This window comes from Marinobacterium rhizophilum DSM 18822 (assembly GCF_000378045.1).
In the GTDB taxonomy this organism is placed as follows: Bacteria; Pseudomonadota; Gammaproteobacteria; order Pseudomonadales; family Balneatricaceae; genus Marinobacterium_A; species Marinobacterium_A rhizophilum.
The window spans coordinates 134,775-153,288 of record NZ_KB899091.1; the positions used below are offsets into that span (position 1 = coordinate 134,775).

The 18,514-nt window shown below is 59.5% G+C and carries 13 protein-coding genes; 8 read left to right on the top strand and 5 right to left on the bottom strand.

Features of this window, described 5'->3' with window-relative positions; translation table 11 throughout:
• The first annotated feature begins 68 nt into the window (after positions 1-68).
• Complete coding sequence (locus F451_RS0104175) at positions 69-1,796, top strand: GGDEF domain-containing response regulator (RefSeq protein ID WP_020680091.1); 1,728 nt, start codon at positions 69-71, stop codon at positions 1,794-1,796.
• A 74-nt stretch (positions 1,797-1,870) separates the two neighbouring features.
• Here the strand turns inward: F451_RS0104175 and F451_RS0104180 are convergent, their stop codons facing one another.
• Positions 1,871-2,221 carry a hypothetical protein gene (locus tag F451_RS0104180; RefSeq protein ID WP_020680092.1) on the bottom strand — a complete coding sequence of 117 codons (351 nt, stop codon included), beginning with the start codon at positions 2,219-2,221 and terminating at the stop codon, positions 1,871-1,873.
• 107 nt (positions 2,222-2,328) lie between these two features.
• On the opposite strand from F451_RS0104180, the gene dauA reads away from it, so the two are divergent.
• The gene (gene dauA / locus F451_RS0104185; protein ID WP_020680093.1) at positions 2,329-4,053 is read left to right on the top strand and encodes a C4-dicarboxylic acid transporter DauA; all 1,725 of its coding nucleotides are present in this window, start codon (positions 2,329-2,331) and stop codon (positions 4,051-4,053) included.
• A 77-nt stretch (positions 4,054-4,130) separates the two neighbouring features.
• Here dauA and F451_RS0104190 read toward each other — a convergent pair whose 3' ends face one another.
• On the bottom strand, positions 4,131-4,898 hold the full coding sequence (locus F451_RS0104190; RefSeq protein WP_020680094.1) for a FadR/GntR family transcriptional regulator: 768 nt from the start codon (positions 4,896-4,898) through the stop codon (positions 4,131-4,133).
• A gap of 149 nt (positions 4,899-5,047) precedes the next feature.
• Here F451_RS0104190 and F451_RS0104195 point away from each other — a divergent pair, with 149 nt between their 5' ends.
• The 3 genes from F451_RS0104195 to F451_RS0104205 all read left to right on the top strand — a co-directional run bounded on the left by F451_RS0104195 (position 5,048) and on the right by F451_RS0104205 (position 8,327).
• Entirely contained in the window at positions 5,048-6,235 is a 1,188-nt protein-coding gene (locus F451_RS0104195; RefSeq protein WP_020680095.1) for an acyl-CoA dehydrogenase, read from the top strand.
• 15 nt (positions 6,236-6,250) lie between these two features.
• On the top strand, positions 6,251-7,465 hold the full coding sequence (locus F451_RS0104200) for a CaiB/BaiF CoA transferase family protein (protein WP_020680096.1): 1,215 nt from the start codon (positions 6,251-6,253) through the stop codon (positions 7,463-7,465).
• Positions 7,466-7,547: 82 nt separating this feature from the next.
• On the top strand, positions 7,548-8,327 hold the full coding sequence (locus F451_RS0104205; RefSeq protein WP_020680097.1) for an SDR family oxidoreductase: 780 nt from the start codon (positions 7,548-7,550) through the stop codon (positions 8,325-8,327).
• Between the two features lie 70 nt (positions 8,328-8,397).
• Here the strand turns inward: F451_RS0104205 and F451_RS0104210 are convergent, their stop codons facing one another.
• From F451_RS0104210 to F451_RS0104220, 3 genes are all read right to left on the bottom strand, one after another.
• Positions 8,398-8,952, bottom strand: a complete 555-nt coding sequence (locus tag F451_RS0104210; RefSeq protein WP_020680098.1) for an NnrU family protein — start codon at positions 8,950-8,952, stop codon at positions 8,398-8,400.
• An 82-nt stretch (positions 8,953-9,034) separates the two neighbouring features.
• Positions 9,035-10,084, bottom strand: a complete 1,050-nt coding sequence (locus F451_RS0104215; RefSeq protein ID WP_020680099.1) for an alkene reductase — start codon at positions 10,082-10,084, stop codon at positions 9,035-9,037.
• 63 nt (positions 10,085-10,147) lie between these two features.
• Positions 10,148-10,330 carry a hypothetical protein gene (locus F451_RS0104220; protein WP_020680100.1) on the bottom strand — a complete coding sequence of 61 codons (183 nt, stop codon included), beginning with the start codon at positions 10,328-10,330 and terminating at the stop codon, positions 10,148-10,150.
• 1,123 nt (positions 10,331-11,453) lie between these two features.
• Here F451_RS0104220 and F451_RS0104230 point away from each other — a divergent pair.
• Genes F451_RS0104230 through F451_RS0104240 form a run of 3 tightly spaced genes read left to right on the top strand, consistent with a single transcriptional unit; the run spans position 11,454 to position 18,305 of the window.
• The gene (locus F451_RS0104230; RefSeq protein ID WP_020680102.1) at positions 11,454-13,958 is read left to right on the top strand and encodes a hypothetical protein; all 2,505 of its coding nucleotides are present in this window, start codon (positions 11,454-11,456) and stop codon (positions 13,956-13,958) included.
• Between the two features lie 17 nt (positions 13,959-13,975).
• The gene (locus tag F451_RS0104235; protein ID WP_020680103.1) at positions 13,976-15,841 is read left to right on the top strand and encodes a GMC family oxidoreductase; all 1,866 of its coding nucleotides are present in this window, start codon (positions 13,976-13,978) and stop codon (positions 15,839-15,841) included.
• 49 nt (positions 15,842-15,890) lie between these two features.
• Complete coding sequence (locus tag F451_RS0104240) at positions 15,891-18,305, top strand: patatin-like phospholipase family protein (RefSeq protein ID WP_020680104.1); 2,415 nt, start codon at positions 15,891-15,893, stop codon at positions 18,303-18,305.
• The last annotated feature ends 209 nt before the right edge of the window (positions 18,306-18,514 follow it).

The following is an 18,514-nucleotide window of genomic DNA, read 5'->3' on the forward strand; positions in this document are numbered from 1 at the left end:
GCATAGGGAAATCCTGTCTGTAACAGTCCCGGGTGACTTGTGCAGATAAATTCAAGGGAGACACGGCAATGGACAAGATCCCATTACAGGTGCTGATTATTGAGGATGATGCCGACGATACCCAGTTGCTTGTGCGTGAGCTGCGCCGTCATGGCTATGAGCCTGGCTACGCCTGCGTCGATAATACGCACGACCTGGAACAAGCACTGCAACAGCCCTGGGATATCGTCTTTTCCGACTATACGATGCCCGCATTCGATGGCCTTTCAGCATTGAAACAGGTACGCAAGCAAAACCCGGACATCCCCTTCATCTTTGTCTCCGGAACCATCGGTGAAGAGCGCGCAGTCGAAGCCGTACGATCCGGTGCACAGGACTACATTATCAAGGGCAATCTAAAGCGGTTGCCGGCGACGATATCCCGTGAATTGAGGGAAACCGTTACACGACGCGAACGACGCATCGCCGAAAGCCGCATCCGCTTCCTGGCGAACTATGACGAACTTACTGCCTTGCCCAATCGGGCCCTGTTTTCCACGCGGCTGGATCAGGCCATCGAGCAGGCGAACCGTTCTGGCTTGATGGTCGGGGTCGTGCACTTCAACCTGGACCGATTCAGAGACATCAACAGCAGTCTCGGGCAGGCGGCGGGTGATCAACTGTTGAAGGAAATCGCCCGACGCCTGAAACGCAACACCGGGCCAGATGATGTGATCGCCCGGTTGTCCAGCGATGAATTTGGCGTGATCCTGCCGAATCTGTTAATGAAAAGCCAGTTACTCGAAAGCATCCGCCATCTGTACAGGAACCTGTCGGATCCGGTGACGATTTCAGGCTATGCATTGCATGTGCGTGCCAGTATCGGTGCCAGCCTGTACCCCTTCGACAGCGACAAGGCGGACGAACTGCAACGCAATGCCACCATGGCCATGCACAAGGCCAAACGGGAAGGTGGTGGCAGCTGCCGCTTCTTCAAGCCCGAAATCCGCGATCAGCTCTATAAGCGGATCAACCTGGAGCGTGATCTGGAGCAAGCCGTGGTGAAACATGATTTCGCGCTCCATTTTCAGCCCCAGATCGAGCTTTCCAGCGGCAATATAGTCGCGTCTGAAGCCTTGTTGCGCTGGTTCCATCCCAGCGGGGAAGCAATTCCCCCCGACCAATTTATTCCACTGGCCGAAGAAACCGGGCTGATACTGCCCATCGGGCAGTGGGTACTGCAAGAAGCTTGCCGGCAGGCCAATCGCTGGAAAAGCGCTGGCGTTTCGCGCCCTCCCAGGATTGCAGTCAATTTCTCGGCGTTCCAGTTCCGGCAACGAAATCTGGTCGACGCGGTCAAGGGCGCCATCAGTGACCATGCTCTGGATCCCCAATTTCTGGAAATCGAAATCACCGAAACGGCCCTGATGCAGGACCCGGAAATGGCACTGCAAATTCTTACAAAGCTGCGCAACCTTGGGGTTTCGATCTCGCTGGACGATTTTGGTACCGGTTACTCCAGCCTGAGCTATCTCAAGCGCTTCCCGGTCAATGTCCTGAAAATTGATAAATCATTTATCAATGATATTCCCCGGGATAGCGAGAACGCCGCAATCACCCGCGCCATCATTGCGATGGCGATGCACCTGCAAATCAAGGTGGTGGCCGAAGGGGTTGAAACCCGGGAGCAAATGGCATTTTTGCGCAATGAAGGCTGTGACCTTGTCCAGGGCTATTATTTCCGGCGGCCAGCGCCTGGCGATGAATTGACTCCGCTGCTGAAGTCCCTTACCCCCTTCGCCGCCAAGCTGGGTTAGTCCGCGCGCGACCATCACGGCGGGGCTGCATCCCGTCCGGTAGTCGCTTGTGAGCATTGGGCCCTACTCGCGATTTACGGGTTGTTTACATGCAGACCTGTCCGGAGTGGCACCCAGGCGGGCGCCTGTCCTACGCCACCGTCAGCACCCGCGGCTCCAGCTGTCCCTGCAGCTCCAGGTGAGCATTCGCGGAGTACGCTGCCCCCTTCCAGCTGACGCGCCCAGTGACCGTAGTGGTAGTCGTTCAGTTGCTGCACGTATGGCTCCAGGGCGGGGCACGAAGCGGTGTTTTCGCGCACGAACAACAGCGCGTCGTCAGCACGGGTAAAGCGCTTTTGATAACGGATGCCGAACCACTTCCGCTCACAGCAAAAGGCATCCCTTTGCGGATCATAGCGGACCGTATTCGCTATTTTCTCGGCCATATACCCTCCTGTTTCACGCAACTTATAACTTTTAGGGAATTGCTGCGTGGTTCTTATTCCCTTTAAACTATAAGTCTTTTCGGCCCGTTATAAGGACTTGCGCCAACATGCCCCATCGTGCCCACCTGTTCACGTTGCGTATCGGTAATGCCCTGCGCGAAAGCTGCCTTGCCGAACCTTACTCCATACAGCGGTTCAGCAAAGACCTGATGGCCGGCGTCACGGTAGGCATTATCGCCATTCCGCTGGCCATGGCGCTGGCAATCGCCAGCGGCGTGCCGCCCCAGTACGGTCTCTATTCGGCCATGATCGCCGGTTTCCTGATCGCGCTGACAGGCGGCTCACGCTACAGCGTTTCGGGGCCAACCGCCGCCTTCGTCGTAATCCTCTACCCGGTCGCCCAGCAATTCGGATTGGGCGGCCTGCTGGTCGCGACCCTTCTTGCCGGACTGATCCTGGTGGCGCTGGCGCTGGCCCGCCTCGGGCGCCTGATCGAGTATATCCCGGAACCGGTAACCCTGGGCTTCACCTCGGGTATCGCCATTGTTATCGCCACGCTCCAAATCCGGGATTTTTTCGGCCTCGCGCTCGACACGCTGCCCGAATCCTGGTTCGGCAAAATCGAAACACTGCTGCTCGCGTTGCCGGCGCTCGATCCCGCCAGCCTTCTGGTCGCCGCCACCACGCTGGGCCTGATGGTCCTCTGGCCAAGGCTGAAAACGCCCATTCCCGGCCACCTGCCAGCCCTGCTGGCCGGTGTTGCCCTCTCGGTGGTGCTCAGCGCGCTGGGCCACGACATCGACACCATCGGTTCGCGTTTCAGCTATCTGTTACCGGACGGGACCGCGGGACAGGGCATTCCCCCGGTTCTGCCATCATTTGAATGGCCCTGGCTGCAGCCGGGCCCCGATGGCACCGTCCTGGAATTATCATTTGAAACACTGCGTGCGCTGCTGCCGGCGGCCTTCACCATCGCCATGCTCGGCGCTATCGAGTCGTTGCTCTGCGCCGTGGTGCTCGATGGCATGACCGGACGGCGCCACAATGCCAATACAGAGTTGCTGGGCCAGGGGCTCGGCAATCTGGTTGCCCCGTTTTTCGGCGGTATCACCGCCACGGCGGCAATCGCCCGTTCCGCAGCCAATTACCGGGCCGGCGCCCAAAGCCCGGTCTCGGCCATGATTCATGCCCTGGTGGTGATGGCGGCTCTTCTGGCGATCGCACCGCTGCTGTCCTATCTGCCGATGGCATCCATGGCCGCGATGCTGCTGATGGTAGCCTGGAACATGAGCGAGGCGCACAAGGTGGTGGCACTGGTACGTCGCGCGCCAACCGGCGACATCCTGGTGCTCGCGGTCTGCCTGTCGCTGACAGTGCTGTTCGATATGGTGATCGCCATCAGCACCGGCATCGTGCTGGCATCGCTGCTGTTTGTACGTGACCTTGCCGCCATGACAAAGGTCAGCGAGATCAGCGGCAATCGCCGGCTGGTGCCCGAACCCCTGCCCAAGAACTGGTCCCTGTACAAAATCAACGGCCCCCTGTTTTTTGCCGCCGCCGACCGGGTCTTTTCCGAACTGGAACTGCTGTGTCGCTATAACCGGGGGGTGCTGCTCTATATGGATGGCGTGCCCATGCTGGATGCCGGCGGACTGGCGGCACTGGAGAAGTTTATCGCCAGCTGCCACTCGAACAACATTGAGCTGCTAATCGCCGACCTGCAGTTCCAGCCACTCAAAGCCCTGGCCCGGGCGGACATTCGGCCCATTGAGGGTCAGCTGAGTTTCAGCCCCACACTGGCCGAGGCGCTGGACATGGTGAGCAACCGGTGACGCTTCCCCCTTTGCGTTGATGGGCGCCTGACCGCCCCATCGACGGCCCACGCAGCCTGTCGGACCTTCAACCCGCCCTACTCCATCATCAGCATGCGCTGTTCAAGCTGGCCCTGCAGCTCCAGGTTAAAGTGCTCGGCCGAGCGCATGTGCTCCAGCATCAGCGCCCTGGCCTTGTTTGCATCGCGCGCGCGAAAGGCCACCAGCAGCTGGCGGTGATACTCCAGGTTGGCACAGGAGAACTCGCGCTGCTCCGGCAGTCGCGCCTTTTTGAAGATCACCAGATCCCGGATCAGGTCATTCAGGAAGCGCCCGATAAAGGCCAGCAGCGGATTGGTGCAGCGCTCGGCCAGCAGCACGTGAAACTCAAGCTCCGCAATGCGCTGCGCGATACGTTCATCAAAGTCCGCGGCCGAATGACTACAGCGTTCAACCAGGGCCTCTAGCCGGCTCAGGTCGTCCTCGCTCAGCAGGGGCGTAACCTGGGCCGCGATTTCAGGCTCCACCAGGGTGCGCAGCGCATAGATATCCGGCCCGCTGGGCTGCTCGAAATGCAGGAAGTTGCGCAGCAGCTGGCTGGTCAGATCATAGGGCACGCAGGACAGCACCGCGCCACCATTGGGCCCGGTACGGATCCTGACCAGGCCCTGCACCTCCAGCGACTTCAGCGCTTCGCGTACCGTACCCTTGGCGCAGTCAAACTGGTCCATGAGTTCGCGCTCGTTCGGTAACCGCTCACCGGGCTGCTTGCCATTGACCACAACCCAGCGCTTGATCGAATCGACGATCTGATCGGCGCGCTTGATACGCCGGCTCGGGGTGAAAGCTGCACTATCGTTGTTCATAACGGCTTCTTTGTTGGCGGTTGTCTATTCTGCCACGGCAGGCCACCCTTGGCATAAAGGTTTAATTAACCTATTTATTGCAATAAATAGACTAATGTTATTTTATGCTATCAAGCGAATACACACTGCCAATTCCGGAGATCGATACCATGGCACAGCACAGCAGCTTCAACTGGCAGGACCCTCTGTTGATCGACCAGCAACTGAGCGAAGAAGAACGCCAGATCCGCGACATGGCCCATGACTACTGCCAGGAGCAGCTGCAGCCGCGGGTGCTACAGGCTTTTCGCCATGAGCGTTTCGAGCGCGAGATCATGCTGGAAATGGGAGCCCTCGGACTCCTCGGCGCCTGCGTCGACCCGCAATACGGCGGCAGCGGCCTGAGCCAGGTGGGTTACGGCCTCATCGCTCGCGAAGTTGAGCGCGTCGACTCGGGCTATCGTTCGGCCATGAGCGTGCAGTCCTCCCTGGTGATGTATCCGATTGAAGCCTATGGCTCCGAGGCGCAAAAGCAGAAGTACCTGCCCAAGCTCGCCAGTGGCGAATGGATCGGCTGCTTCGGCCTGACCGAGCCCAATCATGGCTCAGACCCCGGCTCCATGATTACACGGGCGAAAAAAGTCGAGGGTGGCTATCGCCTCAGCGGTCAGAAGATGTGGATCACCAACAGCCCTATTGCCGACCTCGCCGTGGTCTGGGCCAAATCCGATGCCCACGATGGCAAGATCCGGGGCTTTATCGTTGACCGGGGCACCGACGGCTTCAGCACGCCAAAGATCGAGGGCAAGGTCAGCCTGCGGGCGTCCCTTACCGGCGAAATCGTGCTGGATGATGCCTTCGTGCCGGAAGACAACCTGCTACCCGATGCCAGTGGCTTGAGCGGCCCCTTTGGCTGTCTCAACAAGGCGCGCTACGGGATCGCCTGGGGCGCCATGGGGGCCGCGGAATTCTGCTGGCATGCCGCACGCCAGTACTGCCTGGATCGCATCCAGTTCGGTCGCCCGCTGGCCGCCAACCAGCTGATTCAGCTCAAGCTGGCCAACATGCAGACCGACATCGCCCTCGGTCTGCAGGCGGCACTGCAGGTCGGCCGCCTGCTGGATGCCGGCCAGGGCGCGCCCGAAATGGTGTCGCTGATCAAGCGCAACAACTGTGGCAAGGCGCTGGATATCGCCCGGATATCGCGGGACATGCACGGCGGCAATGGTATCTCCGACGAGTTTGGCGTGATCCGGCATATGGTCAACCTGGAGTCGGTCAACACCTACGAGGGTACCCATGACGTGCATGCGCTGATCCTGGGCCGTGCCCAGACCGGCATCCAGGCGTTCTGTTAAAAAGGAGTCACGCCGATGAGCGCCCAACCGCTAAAAGGTATCCGGATTCTGGACCTCTCCCGTGTGCTGGCCGGTCCCTGGTGCGGCCAGCAGCTGGCGGATCTGGGCGCCGAGGTGATCAAGATAGAGCACCCTTCTCGCGGCGACGACACCCGTGCCTGGGGCCCGCCCTGGCTCGAAGGCAGCGCCGAGTCGGCCTACTACCTCTGCGCCAACCGCGGCAAGAAATCGGTTGCCATCGATATGGCACACCCCAATGGCCAGCAGCTGATCCGGCAGCTGGTACGCGAATGTGATGCGGTGCTGGAAAATTTCAAGGTCGGCGGTCTGAAGAAGTATGGTCTCGATTACGCGAGCCTCAAGCAGGAAAAACCCGACCTGATCTACTGCTCCATCACCGGCTTCGGCCAGGATGGCCCCTACGCCCACCGCGCCGGCTACGACTTCATGATCCAGGGCATGGGCGGCCTGATGAGCCTGACCGGGCGGCCGGATGCCGAACCCGGCGGCGGACCGGTCAAGGTCGGCGTTGCCTTCGCCGATATCTTTACCGGCATGTATGCCGCCAATGCCGTGCTCGCCGCCCTGTTCCAGCGTGAGCGCACAGGCTTGGGCACCCATATCGACCTGGCACTGCTGGATGTGCAGGTTGCGGTGCTGGCCAACCAGTCGATGAACTACCTCTGTGCCGGTCAGATGCCGACACGCCTGGGCAATGCCCACCCCAATATCGTGCCGTACCAGGCGTTCGCGACCAAAGACGGCCACCTGATCCTGGCGGTCGGCAACGACGCCCAGTTCCGGCGCTTCAGCGAGGTGGCCGGCTGCGCGCAGCTCGCCGACGATGCACGCTTTTCCACCAACCAGGCGCGGGTCATACACCGTGCCGAACTGATTCCGCAGCTGCAGGCGATTTTTCCGGGACGCACGACCCACGACTGGCTCGCAGCGCTCGAGGCGGTCGGTGTACCCTGCGGCCCGATCAACAACCTGCAGCAGGTGTTCGACGACCCACAGGTAGAACATCGCGGCCTCAGATTCGACCTGCCCCACGCCACGGCCGGCCAGGTGCCCATGGTTGGCAACCCGATCCGCTTCGACGGCCAACCCCTGAATGCTGCCACGGCCCCACCCACACTGGGACAACAGACCGATCAGGTGCTGCAGCAACAGCTTGGCCTTTCGCCGGCCGAATGCCTTCGCTTGCGTGAGCGAGGCCTGATCGCCTGAGACCGACTCGCCAAGATGATGCCACCGGCTTATGATGGCGTCTCTGTCTGCTGGCACTACCTATTATTCAGGAGAGAAGTCTATGGATCTGAACATTGCGGGTCGTACCGCCATCGTCTGCGCGGCGTCCAAGGGACTGGGCCGGGCCTGCGCCGAGGCCCTGGCCGCCGAGGGCGTAAACCTGGTTATCAATGCCCGCACGGCCGAAGTGCTGGAGCAGACGGCGGTCGACATTCGCAGCCGTTTTGGCGTGCGGGTCACCGCCGTCGCAGGCGACATCACCACCACCGAAGGCCGCGATGCCGTCCTTGCGGCCTGCCCGGCACCCGATATCCTGGTGAATAACGCCGGCGGTCCGCCGCCGGGCGATTTTCGCACCTGGGGTGACGGCGACTGGCACCAGGCGCTGCAGAACAACATGGTGACACCGATTCAGCTGATCAAGGCGGTTATCGATGGCATGATCGAGCGCGGGTTCGGCCGCGTCGTCAATATCACCTCGGCGGCCGTCAAGGCCCCGATTGCGTCTCTGGGGCTGTCCAACGGCGCCCGCACCGGCCTCACCGGCTTTGTCGCCGGTCTATCGCGCCAGGTGGCCGAACACAATGTGACCATCAACAACCTGCTGCCCGGCCCGTTTGAAACGGAACGTCTTAGCGCAAACCTGGCCGGTGCCGCCAAGGCCAGCGGCCAGTCGCTGGAACAGGTCAGCCAGGCCAGGATGCAGGCCAACCCCAGCAAGCGCTTTGGCAGCCCGGAAGAATTCGGCGCCGCCTGTGCCTTTTTGTGCAGCGCACAGGCCAGCTACATCGTGGGCCAGAACCTGCTGCTGGATGGTGGCGCTTTTCCGGGGACGCTCTAAAAACTACCTGCCAGGAATGACAAGGAGGCGCCTCGAGGGGCGCCCCTGATCACCGACAGTACTCAACGCCTCAGATAACCGCGGCACCGAACAGGTGACCATGGCTGAGCAGTAGCGCGCCATAGGCCATCAGGCCGAATACCACCGCCAGAATGTCATACAACAGTTGCGGCTTGCGTACCGGGATCAGTGTCTTGCGCGGTTGGGTCAGCAGCATGTCGAGCAGTGCGTAGATAAGGAAGGGGGCGAATAACAGGGTCGATGCCAGGTCGCCATTAGCCAGCAGGTGTATGCCGGCCCAAAGCGCCACACCGATCAGCATCGGGTGGCGTGCTTTCGCTTTGATAAAGGTTGGAAGGTAGGCTGCGACGACCAGGATCAGTGCCAGGGGCATCAGCGCCATGGCCAGGGGGCGGCCAGCCGCCACCGCCGGCCAGAGGGTTTGGGGCTCGATCTGCTGATACCCCTGCACCATCAGGCTTAAACCGGCCAGCGAGACGAGCGAATAAAGCCCCAGGTAGAACCATCGCCCGAGTACCTCGATCAGCCGCGGCCGAACACCGGGCAGTAGCGGTAACGCATGTACACCGAAAAACAACACCAACCCCAGCACCATTGCGTCCATGAATACTCCTGACCTGACTACGTACGTCTGTCAGTGAGTATAGGTGCTGCTGGCCTGTAGCAAAGTTCTTGCCGGCGATGCCTCAGATGGCCGGATAGGTGGTATAGCCCTCGGCACCCGAGCCATAAAAGGTGCTGCTGTCCGGTGTATTCAAGGGTACCTGCTGGCGCAGGCGCTGCGGCAGGTCCGGGTTGGCGATAAAGGGTACGCCAAAGGCCACCGCATCCACTCGCCCATCCTCGATCCAGGCATTGGCACTCTCGCCGGTAAAACGCTCGTTGGCGATAAAGGCACCACTGAACAGCTGTTTCATCGTCGGTACCAGACTGTCTTCACCCTCGGCTTCCCGGGCACAGATAAAGGCAATATCGCGGGCCGACAGCGCGCTGGCCACGAAACTGAACACAGCCGCAGGATCCGAGTCTCCCATGTCATGGGCATCGCCTCGGGGCGACAGGTGCACGCCCACTTCACCGGGTTTCCAGACGCTCAGCACTGCATCGGTAATTTCCAGCAGCAGGCGTGCCCGGTTTTCAATCGGACCGCCATAGGCATCGGTGCGCTTGTTGCTGCTGTCCTGCAGAAACTGATCGATCAGGTAGCCATTGGCCGCGTGGATTTCAACCCCGTCAAAGCCGGCGGCCCTCGCATTTTCCGCCCCCTGGCGGAAGGCTTCCACGATGGCCGGCATCTCGCTGAGTTCAAGCGCACGCGGCTGCGTGAATGGCCGTTCGGGCCGCACCAAGCTGATATGCCCGGCCGGCGCGATGGCACTGGGCGCCACCGGTAACTCGCCATTGAGGTAAACAGGGTCTGAAATACGCCCGACATGCCACAGTTGCAACACGATCTTGCCACCTTTGGCATGTACCGCATCGGTAATGCGCTGCCAGCCAGCGACCTGTGCCTGATTCCAGATACCCGGCGTATTGGGATAGCCCACGCCCATGGGCGTAACCGAGGTGGCTTCGGTAATAATCAGCCCGGCAGAGGCCCGCTGACTGTAATATTCGCGCATCAGGTCGCTGGGCACTCGGCCTTCATCTGCGCGGCAGCGGGTCAGAGGGGCCATGACAATGCGACTGGACAGTTCAATATCGCCAATTTTTACCGGATCAAATAAGGATGGCATAACAGATCTTCTCCTTGGGCCTGTCGGGCCGGGTTACCCCGGCAACGCGTGACGAAAAGTGGTTCAGCTGGCTTGACGCCAGAGTTCCTGCGACGGGGCTGCACGCTCCTTTTTGCTAACCGGGTAACGGATACGCATGGGGTCGGCACCAATATCACGCAGGGTGTGACGGTCAATGGATATGCTCGCAGCGCAGCCCTGGCGCAGGGTGCGGTACAGTTGCGCAACGCTGGGAATAAGTTTCATGGGCTTTGCCTCCACCACAAATGTTGCCTGGCAACCGGTCTTGTTAATGCATCGGCCTGTCGGCGCTGATGCACAAGCGTGCATGAGCGGGAATGGCCAAAACAAACCGGTCGGTATGTTGAAGTGAATTTAAGCATACCGATTGGTATGTCGTCAATCCCCGATCGTCACAATCTCGCCAGGCCGGCCCGAACAACAGCAAGTCCCCCACCCACTTGATGCCGAACAGCGCGCCTGCAGGGGTTTTCACACCTGAAACAAAAACGGCCCCGCCCCGTGAAGGGAAGGACCGTGACGTGTTGCAGGACAATCCGCTGTGTGAAGCGGTTAACCGATCAGTTGCGCTTGATGTACTGATCCATGTTCTCAGGCGTTACCAGTTCAAACACAACCCAGACCTTCTTTTCGACCGGCTCGCCGTTGATCAGCTTGAGGACAGCTTCAACAGCACCGCGCCCTGGGCGGCGGCATTCTGAATCACGGTGACATCCAGATCATCAGCCTGCATGGCCGCCAGCGCATCAGCTGGTGGCATCGATACCCGCAAGGATTACGCTGTCCAAGCTGCGTCCTGAAGCGCATTTAATTCATCATGTAGCCCAGATAAACGCATTTCGCCACCGCACCAATAAAGCGGTATTCCTTTGTTATTCTTAGAGTAATTTACGCGCTGAATACCGCTAGATGATATTAAAAAATCAGGGTACAACAAAAAAACTCATGAATTAATCACATAAGTTCACACGCGAACGGACTGACGGCAAGATGTCGAAAAACGAGTTAAAACAAGCGTTTAAATGAAGTTCCAGACTACAGCCATCAATTAAAGATGATTTTTATTGAACCTTTCTGAACTTCTTGAACCGCCTCCAGCCATCTGCGGAATGGGCCCAATATTTTGTAACTATACTTGCCTCACGGGTTCCACGAACCAAGATCACGGAGGCAAGGAGGCACGGATGCATCTCGTTATTCAGCACTTATCCCCTATTCAATCCGGCTACCAGTACGCTGGCCTTTCGCCAGCCAGGGCTTCCCCGGCCTCCGCTTGCACACTCATTATCGCTCGTCGCCGTACGACTCCCGCATGCTGCGTCACCCGTAACAACACGGAGCTTTTGACATGAAGTCGATCAAACTACCCCTCCTGACAGGGGCGCTTGCACTACTGCTAGCGGCCTGTTCAACCCAGCAAAATCTCTGTGGCGAAGGCGCCGGCAACGTGCAGGACGAAGCACTCTGTGTCGGTCGCACAGCCGATTCACTCCAGGGCTCCGCTGAAGACTATTTCGCCGACATGGATTACGGCATCAGCAAGGATCCGGTGGAAGTCGCCCGCAGGCTTGCCCCCTATGTCCCCGGCATTACGCCCCAAGAGGCTCAACAGGCTATCGTACGCGGGCGCAATAACTGGGTGGTCTGGACCGCCGGCAACGACGCGCTCTGGGACGAGATATCCCGTATCAGCGTAGGTAATCTGGATTTCCTCAAAACCGTGTCCAACCACCCCAGTCTCAAGTTCAGCCGCGACAACCGCTGGAAGTACCTGGGCGTCGTGAACGAACCCTGCTATATCAAGGGTGACCAGCCACGCCAGGATCGCTACGGTCTCTGGCTCGATCGGCGCGATCCATCCTGCGGCCCCGACCCGTTCGAGAATGAGGAGAAATACCCTGGCGTCGAAATCGGCGCCCGTGGTGTCAATATCCCGGTCGGTTCCTACTACGGCTACGGCACCGGCATTGTCGGCCTGCGCCTGTTCCCCAACCCGGACTTCGACGAGGAGGCCGAAAAAAACTGGGACCCGGAGCGCTACTACAATGACCGCAGCTACTATGCCAACAAGGATCTGGTAAAACCGTATCGCGTCGGCATGTCCTGCGGCTTCTGCCATGTTGGGCCGAACCCCTCGAACCCGCCGGCAGACCCGGAACACCCCAAATGGGAAAATCTCAACTCCAACCCCGGTGCACAGTACTTCTGGGTTGATCGCATCTTCATGTGGGACGCCGATCCCAGCAGTTTTGCCTATCAGCTGTTCCACACATCACGCCCGGGTGCTCTGGATACCTCGCTTATATCTTCGGATTACATCAACAATCCTCGCACCATGAACGCCATTTACAATCTGGGAGCGCGCATGGACGTCGCCAGCCGCTACGGCCATGAGCAACTTGCCGGTGGCGGCCTTAACAACCGGCAGTTCAACGATCTGGAGCAGGTACCGCCGACCAGCCCGCTACAGCAGTTTTACCAGGCGCCGGATCAGGTACTGACACCCCGGGTGCTCAAGGACGGAGCCGACTCTGTCGGCGCGCTGGGCGCACTGAACCGGGTCTACATCAATATCGGCCTGTTCAGCGAGGAGTGGCTGCAACACTTCCGCGCCCTGCTCGGCGGCAAGAAAATCACTCCGTTCGAGATCGAGGTGGCGCGCAAGAACTCCAGCTACTGGAATGCGAACGAAGCACAAACGCCGGATGTGGCGCTGTTCTTCCTCGCCTCGGCCCGGCCCGACTACCTCGCCAATGCCCCCGGCGGTGAAAACTATCTGAGCAAGGACGCCAACGAGCTGGAGCGGGGCAAGACCGTATTCGCCGACACCTGCGCGCGCTGCCATTCCAGCAAACTACCGGAGAAAACCGCCGAGTTCTTCCCCGACAAAGGCTGCGTCAGCGGCGACTACCTGCAATGCTGGAGCCGCTACTGGACCTGGACCCAGAGCATGGAGTTCAAGTCGATGATGCGCCCGATCGTGCAGTCCGACGACTTCCTGGACAACAATTTCCTGTCCAGTGAAATGCGCGTGCCCGTCACGCAGCTGGAAACCAACGCCTGCAGCCCGCTGGCCACCAACGGCCTGGGGGGCAACATCTGGGACAACTTCACCTCCGAGTCCTACAAGGGCCTGCCCGCCGTTGGCACACTGCAGGTGCAGCATCCCTATAGCGGTGAAGTGCGCGACTATGTCATGCCTGACGGTGGCCGTGGCTACACCCGCCCCGCGTCCCTGGTCAGCGCCTGGTCCAGTGCGCCCTTCCTGCTCAACAACAGCCTTGGGGAGTTCAAATGGTCCGGCTCGATTGAGGACCGCATGGCCTCCTTTGACGACGCCATCGAGAAGCTGCTGTGGCCGGAGAAACGCGAGGGCGATTTCAGTGTCGTCACCCGCTCCGGCAAAACGCACCCGGGTCTGATCGACAAGACCCCCGCCGCCAGCTATCTGCGGGTGGATAGCGGCTACCTGCCTGACTTCCTGCAGACGCTGCAAGGCCCCCTGAGCCGCTGGCTACCCTGGCTGTTTGGCGAAGATGGCGTCGAAATCGGGCCCATTCCGGCCGGTACGCCGATCAACCTGCTGTCCAATATCGATATGGAGGAGCGCGCCAAGGTCGTCAAGATTCTGCTCAAGGCCAAGAGGGATCTTAAGGCACTGCCGGAAAATGCCACCGACGAGGACGCTCGCCGCGTCTTTGCCAACCTGGTCGACCCGCTGCTGGACGTCAGCAAGTGCCCGGATTACGTCGTCAACAAGGGCCACTACTTCGGCACGGATTATCTGACCGATGAAGAAGGCCTCAACGACAGCGACAAACAGGCGCTCATCGCCTTTTTGAAAACCTTCTGACCACAAAGAGGTGAATCATGAGCACCGACTATGAATTTATTGTCGTGGGATCCGGTGCCGGCGGCGGCACCGTTGCCGCCCGACTGGCTGAAAATGGCTGCAAGGTGCTGGTCATCGAAGCCGGGGGAGACCCCCGCAACCTGCAAGGCGGCGATGCCCTGACAGACGACAACCGCCTGCCGGACGACTACGATGTGCCGGTATTTCATGCCATATCAAGCGAAAACCGCGCCATGAAGTGGGACTACTTTGTGCGTCACTATGGCGACGACGCACGCCAGAAAAAAGACCCGAAATACACGGCCAGCTATGAGGGAGAGGACGTCGATGGCGTGCTGTACCCCCGGGCCGGCTGCCTGGGAGGCTGCACCGCCCACAATGCCATGATTACGGTCTGCCCCCACAACGATGACTGGGAACATATCGGCCGGTTGACCGGCGACGACTCCTGGAATGCCGTCAATATGCGCGGCTACTTCCAGAAGCTGGAAAACTGTCACCACCGCCCCGATCATCGCCTCTTCAGCCGCCTGTCCAACCCCAGCAAACATGGCTGGAAAGGCTGGTTGCACACTGAGAAAGCCATCCCCAAGAGCGCCCTGGGTGACGGCGACCTGGTCAAAACGCTGGTCAGTTCGGTGGAAAGCGCCTTTTCCAACCTGGCCGAACCCTTCCAGCGGGGCGAGTGGCTGCGCCAGGGGGCGGGCGACCCGAACGACTGGCGCCTGGTTAAGGACAATGCCACCGGACTGCGTTACCCGCCACTCGCAACCAAGAACCACCAGCGCATGGGCGCACGCGAACGCCTGCTGGATGTACAGAAAGAACACCCCGACAACCTGCATATCGAGCTGGATGCGCTCGTGACCCGCATTCTTTTCAATGACAGCAACCATGCCATTGGCGTCGAGTATCTCAAGGGCGCGCGTCTCTATCGGGCCCACTGCCAACCCCACGGCGAAACGAGTGAAACACGCCAGGCGCTGGCCACGAGGGAGGTCATCCTTGCCGGTGGTGCCTTCAATACCCCCCAGATGCTGATGCTGTCCGGTATAGGTCCGCGGCAGGAACTGGAAAAGCACGGCATAGAGGTTCGCCTCGACCTGCCGGGCGTTGGCCAGAACCTGCAGGACCGTTACGAGGTGGGTGTTGTCAATCGCATGAACTTCGATAACTGGGAAGTGCTGGAAGGTGCCAAATATGCCAAGGGTGATCCGCAGTACAAGGAATGGGAGGAAAAGCGTTCGGGCGTCTATACCACCAACGGCGCGGTGTTGGCGGTGATCAAGCGCTCCATGCAGCAACGCCCCCTGCCAGACCTGTTCTGTTTCGCCCTGCTCGGTCTGTTCAAAGGCTATTTCCCCAGCTACTCGAAACTGCTGGCCGAACACCTGAACTACATGACCTGGGCCATTCTCAAGGCCCATACCAACAATACCGCGGGCACTGTAACGCTGCGCTCCAGGGACCCAAGGGACAAGCCCCATATCAATTTTCGCTACTTCGAAGAAGGCAACGACGAAAGCGGTGAAGATCTCGAATCCGTGGTGGAAGGGGTCAAGTTCATTCGCACCCTGACCCAGCCGCTGAAGGACAAGGGCCTGATTGCCGAGGAGGAACTGCCCGGCGACAGCGTCCAGACCGATGAGGAACTGCGGGAGTTCATCCGCAATCAGGCCTGGGGACACCACGCGTCCTGTACCTGCCCCATTGGCGCCGATGACGACCCCATGGCAGTACTGGACAGCCATTTCCGGGTGCGCGGTACCACCGGATTGCGGGTGGTCGATGCATCCATTTTCCCCCGCATACCCGGCTTCTTTATCGTCACGGCGATCTACACGGCGGCCGAGAAAGCCGCCGATGTGATCCTTAACGATTAAGCCCTGGACAGACTTTCAACGCAGTATTTGCCACGCAGGACGCATTCAGATGGGACTGTTCAAACGATTACTGGAAAAGCTGGGCTTCAGTGAGCCCGCCTCGCTGAGTGCCGACGAAGTCATGGCAGAGGAGCGAAAGCTGATTGAGGAAAACCTGGCCCTTCACTTCGATACGCAATACCGCGATTATCTTGACACCGATTACCGCGACTTCGTCGACAACCAGTACCGGGAGTATGTGCGCGAGCACTATACCTTCGTAAAGCCGGAAGACTATCCCCACAAGGAGCGTCCCTGGTACGGGCTGGCGCTATCAGGCGGCGGCATTCGCTCCGCCTCCTTTGCCATCGGAGTGATTCAGGCGCTGCGCAATCGTTACCTGTTCGAGGGCAAGCCATCGCTGTTCGACAAGCTGGCTTATTTATCCACCGTATCCGGTGGTGGCTATACCGGTGCGGCCCTGAGCTGGTATCAAAAGGTATTCAAGATTTTTCCCTTTGGCGAAATCGACAGCTATGCCGGCAGCAAATACAGTACCGCGCCCGGCAACAGAATTCTCAGTTACATTCGCCAACACGGCAATTACCTGACTCCCGCCCAACTGGGCGTCGCCTCCCTGGCGGGCTCGGTACTGCTGAGTGTCATTCACTCGGTGGTGGCCTACACCCTGCTGATCAGCCTGGCGATGTTTTCGCTGTCGCTGCTGATCACGACCGGAATACTGGACCCACTGTTGAACCTGAGCGCGATCAACACCGCCAGTTTTGAGCAGTTGCTGCAACGCATCCCCACGACTGTCGCAGGGCTGCAGCAGGAGCAGATTCTGGCCAAGCCCCACAGGATTGAATTTACGGTCTTTTTCCTCAATGCCGCCGGTGCCATGGCCACTATCTTTTTTGTCACGGCTTTTGCCTATGCACTGAGCACTGTGTTTCAGACAGTATTCGCACGCGCCTACTGCTACCGAGTGAAGATTCAGCGCACCCTGGGCCTACTGTTACAGGGCATTGCGGTTACGCTGTTTTTTGCCGCCGTGCCACTGGCTGCGCTGCTCATCTTCGGCGTCAGCCTGGACGTCACCGACAAGGGGCTCTACAGCTCGATGATTTCCGGTCTGGTCGGTATTCTGCTGTCTATTCGCCAGTTCCGCATGACGACCGAGTCAGGTAACGAAAAAAGCGCCACCCAGGGCGTGCTCACGCGCCTGCTGACCATAATCAGTACCCTGCTGTTTATCTTCTTTATCTTTCTGGTGGCCTATATCCTGGCGGAAGTCGTGCACCAGCACCTGCGGGACGATACCAGTTACCTTTGGCCGGTGCTGTACATTCTTGCCGCCATCAGCATACCGTTTTTTGTCAATATCAATCAGGTGTCACCCCACAAGATGTACCGCGACCGCCTGATGGAAACCTTCCTCAAGGCGCCGGAAGTGGACCCAACCGCCCCGCTGTGCCAACGGGGCGCCGAGGCCAACACCACCACCCTGAGCGACATCGCAGCCTCGCCCAACTGGTCGCCCTATCACCTGATCAACTGCAACATCATCCTTAATAATGCTGTTACACCCCGGTACCGTGGACGACTCGGCGACAGCTTTCTGTTGTCGTCGCTGTATTGCGGCAGCGATGCCACGCGGTACACAACCGCCGAGCACTTCGCCAAGGGCGGCATGACCCTGGCGACCGCCATGTCCATTTCAGGCGCTGCCGAAAACCCGCATTCCGGTGTTTCGGGCACCGGCAGCAGCACCAATCCGTTCATGTCTTTCATTCTGACCTTTCTGGGTCTGCGTCTGGGCTACTGGGCCTACAACCCATCCACGCCCTTGCACGCCCTGCAGCGATACATGCGACCCAACTACATGCTGCCGGGCCTGCGCAGCCTGCTTAATTTTGGCCATGCCGAAGACAGCATACTGGTTGAGCTTTCCGACGGCGGGCATTTTGACAATACCGGTCTGTATGAGCTGGTACGTCGGCGCACGCCGGTTATCATACTGTCAGACGCCGGCGCCGACCCCGACGCCACCTTTGACGACTTTGGCAATGCCATCGAGCGCATTCGGGTCGATTTCGGTATTTCGATTCGCTTTAACGACCCCGACTTTGACCTGTCAGGGGTACTGCCCGGCAGCAGCGCGGCCAACAGCAACGACAACGGCCAGCTGTACGACGAAAAATACCAGCTGTCGGAGCGCGGCTTTGCCATTGGTGACATCGTCTATCCTGACGCCGGTACCGAAAAAGCCTTTGTCGGCCGCTTTGTCTTTATCAAGGCCAGCCTGACCCGCGACCTTCCGGGCGATCTGTATGCCTACAAACTGGCCAATCCGAGCTATCCGAACCAGCCGACGGTCGACCAGTTCTTTGATGAACGCCAGTTCGAGGCCTATAGAGAACTCGGTTACCAGCTGACGCGCCAGATGATCAGCAACAACAAGGCCATGAAACTGTTGCCTTGAGGTGTTCTTCGACGACCGCCAGTTCGAACACCAACGCCGGGAACTCGGTTACCCGCTGACGCGCCAGATGATCGGCAACAACAAGGCCATGAAACTGCTGCCTTGAGGTGTTCTTCGACGACCGCCAGTTCGAACACCAACGCCGGGAACTCGGTTACCCGCTGACGCGTCAGATGATCGGCAACAACAAGGCCATGAAACTGCTGCCC